This window comes from Streptomyces sp. YGL11-2, assembly GCF_050054615.1.
In the GTDB taxonomy this organism is placed as follows: Bacteria; Actinomycetota; Actinomycetes; order Streptomycetales; family Streptomycetaceae; genus Streptomyces.
On record NZ_JBNHIN010000048.1, the window covers coordinates 28451 to 36171 of the forward strand.

The following is a 7721-nucleotide window of genomic DNA, read 5'->3' on the forward strand; positions in this document are numbered from 1 at the left end:
TCCACCGCGGGGTCGGCGGCGAGTCCCGCCGACGACGGGGAGGGCGGAGGGGAGACAACCGGGTCGAACGGCTCGGCTGCCGGCAGCCTTGAGGTGCTGATGCAGCTCGCGGCCGACCGGGCCGAGCTGCCCCTCGCCGCCGTCACCCCGGACAGCAACCTGCTGGACGAACTGCATCTGAGCTCCATCACCGTCGGCCAGATCGTGAACCAGGCGTCCCAGCAACTCGGACTGCCCGCCCCGGTGGCCACGTCCGCCTTCGCCACCTCCACCGTCGCCGAACTCGCGGCCATGCTCGACGAGTTGGGCGGCACCTCACGGGAGGACGAGCCGGGGCAGCGGGTGGCCCAGGGTGTCGGGCCGTGGGTGCGCGCGTTCTCCGTGGACTTCGTGCCGGCGGAGGCCGGACAGGCCGCCGCGCCGGTCGGGTCCGGTGCGTGGCGGTTGTTCGCGCCCGACGGGCATCCGGTCGCCCGCGAGCTGCACGAGGCGCTGAACCGGGCAGGCTGCGGAGGCGGCGTGGCACTCTGCCTGCCGCAGGACTGCGACGAGGGGCACGTGGCCGTGATGCTGGCCGCCGCGCGCGCGGCGCTGGCCGCCGACCGGCCGACGCGCTTCGTCACCGTCGGGGACCGACGCGGTGCCGCGGGCCTGGCCAAGACGCTGCACCTGGAAGCGCCGGACATCGTCACCACCGTCATCACCCTTCCACTGCCGCAGGACATGCCGGCCGAGCGGGTGCGGCAGGTGGTGCCGATGCTCGTCGGCGATGTTGCGGCGACCGTGGGATTCAGCGAGGTCCGCTATGACGAGGCCGGTCTGCGGACGGTGCCGGTACTACGCCCTTGGGCACTTGCCGCCGATCGGGCCGCTGCGGAGCCGCTGGTGCCGGGCGACGTACTCCTGGTCACCGGCGGCGGCAAGGGCATCACGGCGGAGTGTGCGCTCGCCCTCGCTCGCGACACCGGCGCCTCGGTCGGGCTGCTGGGGCGTTCGGTACCGGAAACGGACCCGGAGCTCGCCGGGAACCTGGCGCGCATGGCCGCCGCAGGGGTGACCTTCCGTTACGTCCAGGCGGACGTCACCTCGGCAGACGAGGTCAAGGAGGCCGTCAACGAGATACAGCTGGTGCTGGGACCGGTGACGGCGGTACTGCACGGTGCCGGCCGCAACGCGCCCAACTCGTTGGCGCACCTTGACGAGTCGGCCTTCCGACGCACACTCGCGCCGAAGACAGCCGGTCTGGAGTCGGTTCTCGCCGCCACCGATCCCGGAGCACTGCGGCTGCTGATCACGTTCGGCAGCATCATCGGGCGCGCCGGCCTGCGCGGCCAGGCGGACTACGCCACCGCGAACGACTGGCTCACCGATCTGACCCGCAGAATCCAGGACAGTCAGCCGGACTGCCGCTGCATCGCCCTGGAGTGGTCGGTGTGGTCGGGCACGGGCATGGGCGCGCGGTTGGGTGTCCTCGAATCCCTCATGCGCGAGGGAATCGAGCCGATTCCGATCGACGAGGGCATCGCCGTCCTCAAGCAGGCGATCGCGGACCCGCACGCCCCTACCGCGCTGGTCGTCATGGGGCGTGCCGGTGCGCTGCCGACGCTGACGGTGGAACACCGCGACCTTCCCCTCCTGCGGTTTGTCGACCGAGTCCAGGTGCACTACCCGGGGATCGAGCTGGTCGCCGACGCGGAGCTGTCCGCCGGCGGTGACCTCTACCTGGCGGACCACCTGCTCGACGGAGATCTGCTCTTCCCCGCGGTGTTCGGCCTGGAAGCCATGACGCAGGTCGTCTCGGCGCTGACCGGCCGCCCGGAAGCGCCCGTTCTGGAGGATGTCGAGTTCCCGCGGCCCATCGTCGTCCCCGTCGACGGCACGACGACGATCAGGATCGCGGCACTCGCCAAGGACGACACGGTCGTCCAGGCGGTCGTCCGCAGCAGTGAGACCGGCTTCCAGGCCGACCACTTCCGCGCCACCCTGCGGTACCCCGGGGCGGCACCGGCGGAGGACCGACGAGGTCCGGACACGGGCCCGGCGCTGCGTCTGCCGCTCGACCCCGAGCGGGAGCTCTACGGTCCGGTGCTCTTCCAGGGACCCCGGTTCCAACGGCTGCTCGGCTACCGGCGGCTCACCGCGCAGCACTGCACCGCCGAGATCTCCAACGTGCCGGTCGCCGACTGGTTCGCGGGCTTCCTGCCCAGGGACCTGATCCTCGGGGATCCAGGCACCCGGGACGCCCTCATCCACGCGGGCCAGTGCTGCGTGCCGGAGGCGACCCTCCTCCCCGTCGCCGTCGAACGGCTCCGGCTCGCCGACCCGAACACCGTGCGCGATGCCGACACCGTCACGCTGCATGCGGAAGAACGCCGCCGGGACGGCGACACGCACGTGTTCGACCTCGACGTACGTGATCCGGCAGGACGGCTCGTAGAGCGCTGGGAGGGGCTGCGCCTGCAGGCGGTCCGCAAGAGGGACGGCACGGGCCCCTGGGAGCCGACACTGCTCGGCCCCTATCTGGAGCGACACGTCGAGACGGTACTGGACCGGGTACCCCGCTGTGTCGTGTGGCCGGACGGCGACGAACCGGCCGACGGGCTGTCCGCCCGCCGGCGGCAGACGGCCAGGGCGGTGAGTTGCGCCCTGGGTCGGGAGACGATCGTGCGGTACCGCCCGGACGGCAGGCCGGAAATCGACGGCGAGTTGGCGGTCTCCTCCTCGCATGGTGCCGGGACGACGTTCGCCGTGGTGGGCACGGCACCGGTCGGATGCGATGTGGAGACCGCCGTGGCACGGCCGGCCGAGGAGTGGAGCAGACTGATCGGCGCCGCCGGGCTCACGCTGGCCCGACTGCTGGCCGGGGAACGCGGCGAGGCTCTCTCGCTCGCCGCCACCCGCGTCTGGGGTGCGATGGAGTGCCTGCGGAAGGCCGGACACGCCCGCCCTCAACTGACGGCCGCGACAAGGGGAAGCAAGGACCGCTGGGTCGAGCTGCATGCCGGGAAGGCGAGGATCGCCAGTTTTCCGGCCACGCTGCGAGGGCGTGCCGAACCGGTGGTCTTCACGATACTCACCGAAGGGGACGACTGACCTTGCAGCCCTACTACGAGTACCGCCACCTGGTGGGATTCGAGGAGACCAACCTCGTCGGGAACGTCTACTACGTCAACTACCTCAGATGGCAGGGACGTTGCCGTGAGATGTTCCTCCGCGACAGGGCGAGGGACGTACTCGACGACATTCGGGGGGACCTCAAGCTCTTCACCCTCAGATGCGACTGCGAGTTCTTCGCCGAGATCACCGCGTTCGACGAACTGTCGATCCGCATGCGCCTGGAGGAGGTGACCCAGACGCAGATAAGTTTCGCCTTCGACTACGTCCGGCTCGGCTCGGAGGGCGAACGGCTGGTGGCACGCGGACGCCAGCGCGTGGTGTGTATGCGCGGCCCGAACAACGACACACGGCCGACCCTCATACCCGATTCACTGCGCAAGGTACTGGCCGCCGTCGCGAGTGACGGCTAGCCCCCGACCCACCGGACAGGCCCTGGGCATGCGCGTCGGCGTTGCCACAACGGGCGGGTGGCCAACGGAATTTCTTCACCGCGCAAACGTCGTCGGGGTTCCGTCGATGGTGTCCTACTCGGAAGGCGTCCGCATGCTGCGACGACTCGGCCTTTTCCTCTCCCGTCACGCACCGGCCGTCCTGGCCGTGGCCGGAATCCTCACGCTGGCCGCGGGGGCTGCCGGGTTCGGTGCGTTCGGTGAACTCAAGGCCGGCGGATTCGACGACCCCAACGCCCCTTCGGCCACGGCCACACGGCGCCTGGAAGCGAGGTTCGGCGGCACCGACAACCTCGTCCTGCTGGTCCGTCCCCGCCGCGGCACGGTCGACACGCCCGCCGCGAAGGCGGCGGGGCGGGCCCTCACGGAGCAGGTCGCCGAGGCCAAGGGGGTCAGCGGACTCACCTCCTACTGGCGCACCCCCGCCCCCGGCTTGAGGTCCCGTGACGGCCGTGCCGCACTGATCCTGGTCCGGTTGGCCGGAGACCAACAGCAGGTGAGTACCCGGGCCGACCGGCTGATCGCCGAACACGCCCGGGGCGGCGGGGCCGACCGCGAGCTCACCGTCCTGGCCGGCGGGCCGGCGGGAACCAACCACGAGGTGACCGGCCGGGTGGCCGACGACCTGAGCGCGGCCGAGGCGATCGCGGTTCCGGTCACCGCGGTTCTGCTGATCCTGGTCTTCCGCGGACTGGTTTCCGCCCTGATACCGCTGACCATCGGAGTGGTGGCGATCCTCGGCACCTTGGCCGAGCTGGCGCTGATCGCCCGCCTCACCGACGTGTCGGTCTTCGCCATCAACCTGACCACAGCCCTCGGTCTGGGCCTCGCCATCGACTACGGGCTGCTGATGGTCAGCCGGTTCCGCGAACTCGCCGTACAGCACGGCGAATTGCGGGAGGCGGTCGCCCTGACCGTCGCCACCGCGGGCCGTACCATCCTGTTCTCCGCGGCCACGGTCGCGGCGGCGCTCACCACGCTCCTGATCTTCCCGCTCTACTTCCTGCGGTCCTTCGCCTATGCGGGGATCGGTGTGATCGCCGTCGCCGCCACCTCGGCGGTCCTGCTCACCCCGGCGCTGCTCACGGTCGCCGGCAGCCGCATCGCCCGCACGAAGACGACACCCGACGGCCCCCGACGTGCGGAAGCGGGATCCCGGCTGTGGGGCCGGATCGGGGAAGCGGCGGTGCGCCGGCCGCTGCGCTTCGCACTGCCCGCGGTCGCCCTGCTGCTGGTGGCCGCCACGCCGCTGCTGCGGGCCGGGTTCGGCACCCCCGACGAGCAGGTCCTGCCGAGGAGTTCGGGCACCAGGCAGGTTGCCACCGCCCTGCGCCACGAGTTTCCCAGCGGCACGGGCAACCCGGTCGAGGTGGTGGTCGAGGGCGGCGCCCCGGTAGCCCGCTACGCCAGGGACCTCGCGGCCCTGCCGTCGGTCGCCGCGGTCGAGACCGGCACCGGTACGTTCACCGCGGGCGCCCCGAACGCCGTCCCGCCCGCCGACCCCCACCTGGGCGTTCCCGGACTCCAACACCTCATCGTGCGCACCGGCCTCGACCCGTCAAGCGGCCGTGCACAGCGCCTGGTCGAGCGCATCCGCGCCCTCCCGCCGCCGGACGGATCGACTGTCCTGGTCGGCGGGACCACCGCCCAACTCGTGGACACCAAGGCGGCTATCGAGGCTCGACTGCCGTTCGCCGTGGCGATGATCGCCGTCACCACCTTCGTCCTGCTCTTCCTCTTCACCGGCAGCGTGGTGCAGCCGCTGCGCGCGCTGGCACTCAACGCCCTGGGGCTCGGCGCCATCCTCGGAGCCATGGTGTGGATCTTCCAGGAAGGCCACCTCTCGTCGCTCCTCGGGTTCACCGCCAGGCCGATGGACACGGCGATGACGCTGCTGATGTTCTGCATCGTCTTCGGCCTCTCCATGGACTACGAGGTCTTCGTGATCAGCCGGATCAAGGAACTGCGGGACCAGGGCCTCGCTACCAGGCAGGCGGTGCCACAAGGGCTGGCCCGCAGCGGAGGGATCATCTCGGCCGCCGCCGCGCTCCTCGCGGTGAGCCTCCTGGCCTTCACCACGAGTTCGGTCAGCTTCATGCAGATGTTCGGCCTCGGCAGCGGTCTGGCCGTGCTGCTGGACGCGACGCTGATCCGCGGCGCGCTGACACCGGCCTGCCTCGCCCTGCTCGGCGATCACGGCTGGTACGCGCCCGGGTGGCTGCGTCGGGCCCACCGGCGGATCGGCCTGAGCGACGCGCCCGCATCCGCGACACCGGCAACGGCACCGTCGGCCGGATCGTGATGACACCCGCCGTACGGCGGGCGCCGGCGACAGCGATGATGCCCGTCCGGGCTGCTGTCCGGGCCGGGCCAGGGCGGAGCGTCGGGTAATCGCTTGCGTTTGTGCGGTGGACGACGAGAATCGCCGCGTGCACATCCTTTCGTTCCCCGAAGCAGCGACTCCGCCCGAACTGCGGTTGCAGATGCGGGAGATCCAGGAGCAGGCGTGGCCGTCCGCACCCGGGTCGGTTGCTCCTCCCGACGCTCCGGCCCACGATCCCGCACTCCGGCCGCTGTCGATGCTGCTCGTCGACGACGGGACGGTGCTGGCCGCCTTGGACATCCTGTCCAAGGACGTCGTCCACGCGGGCGGACGCTTTGCCGCCGGCGGGCTGAGCACGGTGGTGACACGGCGGGAGACCCGTGGCCGCGGGCATGGCCGGCGCCTGGTGGCAGCGGCCCGGGAGACGATGATCGCGCGGAAGCTGGACCTGGGGTTGTTCACCTGCGACGGCCCGCTCCAGACGTTCTATGAGAGTGCGGGCTGGCGGATTCTTCCCGGGGCCGTGCTGATCGGCGGGACACCGCACGAGCCCTTCCCCAGCGATCAGGCCGGCTTCGAGAAGGTCACCATGGCCGACTTCTTCTCGTCCGTCGCCCGGCAGGCGGAGGCATCGTTCCACGGCAGCCGCATCGAGCTGTATCCCGGGGAGATCGACAAGTTGTGGTGAGCCGCTGTGCGGACGGCTCACGGCATCGGGGGAGGGCCGGCCGCGCACACCCCGCGGTCCTGTTCGCCACGGGCCAACCGACCGAGGACGAACGCCTGCCCACCGTGCGTCGGCTCGCCGCCGCCCTGGGCCTGGCACCGGGCACTGTGGCCGGTGTGTTCACGGTAGTTGGCTCACTCCAGGGCTGATCACACCACCCCGACAGGACTGACGTTCTCTTCTTTCCGTCGACCGAAGGAGGCGGCACATGGCCGACGTCGTAGAGCTGATCTGCTACCCGGTCAAGGGATGCGCAGGCACGTCCATGAGCGATGCGTTCCTCACGCCGGCGGGCCTCACGCACGACCGCAGCTTCATGGTCGTCAGCGAGGAGGGGGTCTACCGCACCCAGCGCCGCCACCCCCGTCTCGCTCTGGTCCGGCCCGCCGTCAGTGCCGACGGCAGCCGGCTCACCCTCGACTCGGCCGACTCACCCGGCCGTTACGGCACGGTGCACGTCAACGTCACCACGTCCGCGCCGCGTCGCGACGTCGACCTGTTCGGCGCCACCTTCCAGGGGATCGACCAGGGCGATGACGCCGCCGGCTGGCTCTCGGAGGTCCTCGGCGCCCCCAGCCGTCTGGTCCGGGTGCCGCCCGAGCACGACCGGATCGCCGACGGTCTGACCCCCGGCCCCTCCGGCTACGCCGACAGCAGCGCCGTACACCTGCTGACCCGCTCCTCCCTCACCCTCCTCGACCGGCAGCTGGCCGAGCACGGCGCCCCGCCCGTGCCGATGAACCGCTTCCGCCCGAACATCGTCGTCGACACCGGTCCTGGCCAAGGCCACGGCACTGACCGCGGCGACTGGGCGGCCGTACCGCACGCCGAGGACCGTGCACGCCGTATCGGCATCGGTGGGGCCGAACTGGGCTACGCCAAGCTCGCGGTGCGCTGCGCGGTCACCCTGGTCGACCAGGAGACCGGGGCGCGGCAGCGGCGGGAGCCGCTGCGGACGCTCGCGGGCTACCGAAGAGCGGCGAGTGGGGGCGTGGTGTTCGGCGCGAAGTTCTCCGTGGTGCGGCCGGGGAAGCTGTCGGTCGGCGACGACGTGGTCGTCCAGGAGTGGGGCGACGTCGAACGGTGAGGACGGAGGCCGGGCACC

Annotated in this window: 5 protein-coding genes; all 5 read left to right on the forward strand. The window is 71.4% G+C overall.

What is annotated here, in order from left to right:
- On the forward strand, nucleotides 1-3093 hold a 3093-nt coding region (locus tag ACO1BR_RS34920), incomplete at its 5' end, for an SDR family NAD(P)-dependent oxidoreductase (RefSeq protein WP_426799127.1).
- Between the two features lie 2 nt (nucleotides 3094-3095).
- Nucleotides 3096-3527 carry an acyl-CoA thioesterase gene (locus tag ACO1BR_RS34925; RefSeq protein ID WP_426799128.1) on the forward strand — a complete coding sequence of 144 codons (432 nt, stop codon included), beginning with the start codon at nucleotides 3096-3098 and terminating at the stop codon, nucleotides 3525-3527.
- 133 nt (nucleotides 3528-3660) lie between these two features.
- On the forward strand, nucleotides 3661-5868 hold the full coding sequence (locus ACO1BR_RS34930; protein WP_426799129.1) for an MMPL family transporter: 2208 nt from the start codon (nucleotides 3661-3663) through the stop codon (nucleotides 5866-5868).
- Nucleotides 5869-5995: 127 nt separating this feature from the next.
- Nucleotides 5996-6577, forward strand: a complete 582-nt coding sequence (locus ACO1BR_RS34935; protein WP_426799130.1) for a GNAT family N-acetyltransferase — start codon at nucleotides 5996-5998, stop codon at nucleotides 6575-6577.
- 247 nt (nucleotides 6578-6824) lie between these two features.
- The gene (locus ACO1BR_RS34940; RefSeq protein ID WP_426799131.1) at nucleotides 6825-7703 is read left to right on the forward strand and encodes an MOSC domain-containing protein; all 879 of its coding nucleotides are present in this window, start codon (nucleotides 6825-6827) and stop codon (nucleotides 7701-7703) included.
- Nucleotides 7704-7721 lie beyond the last annotated feature (18 nt).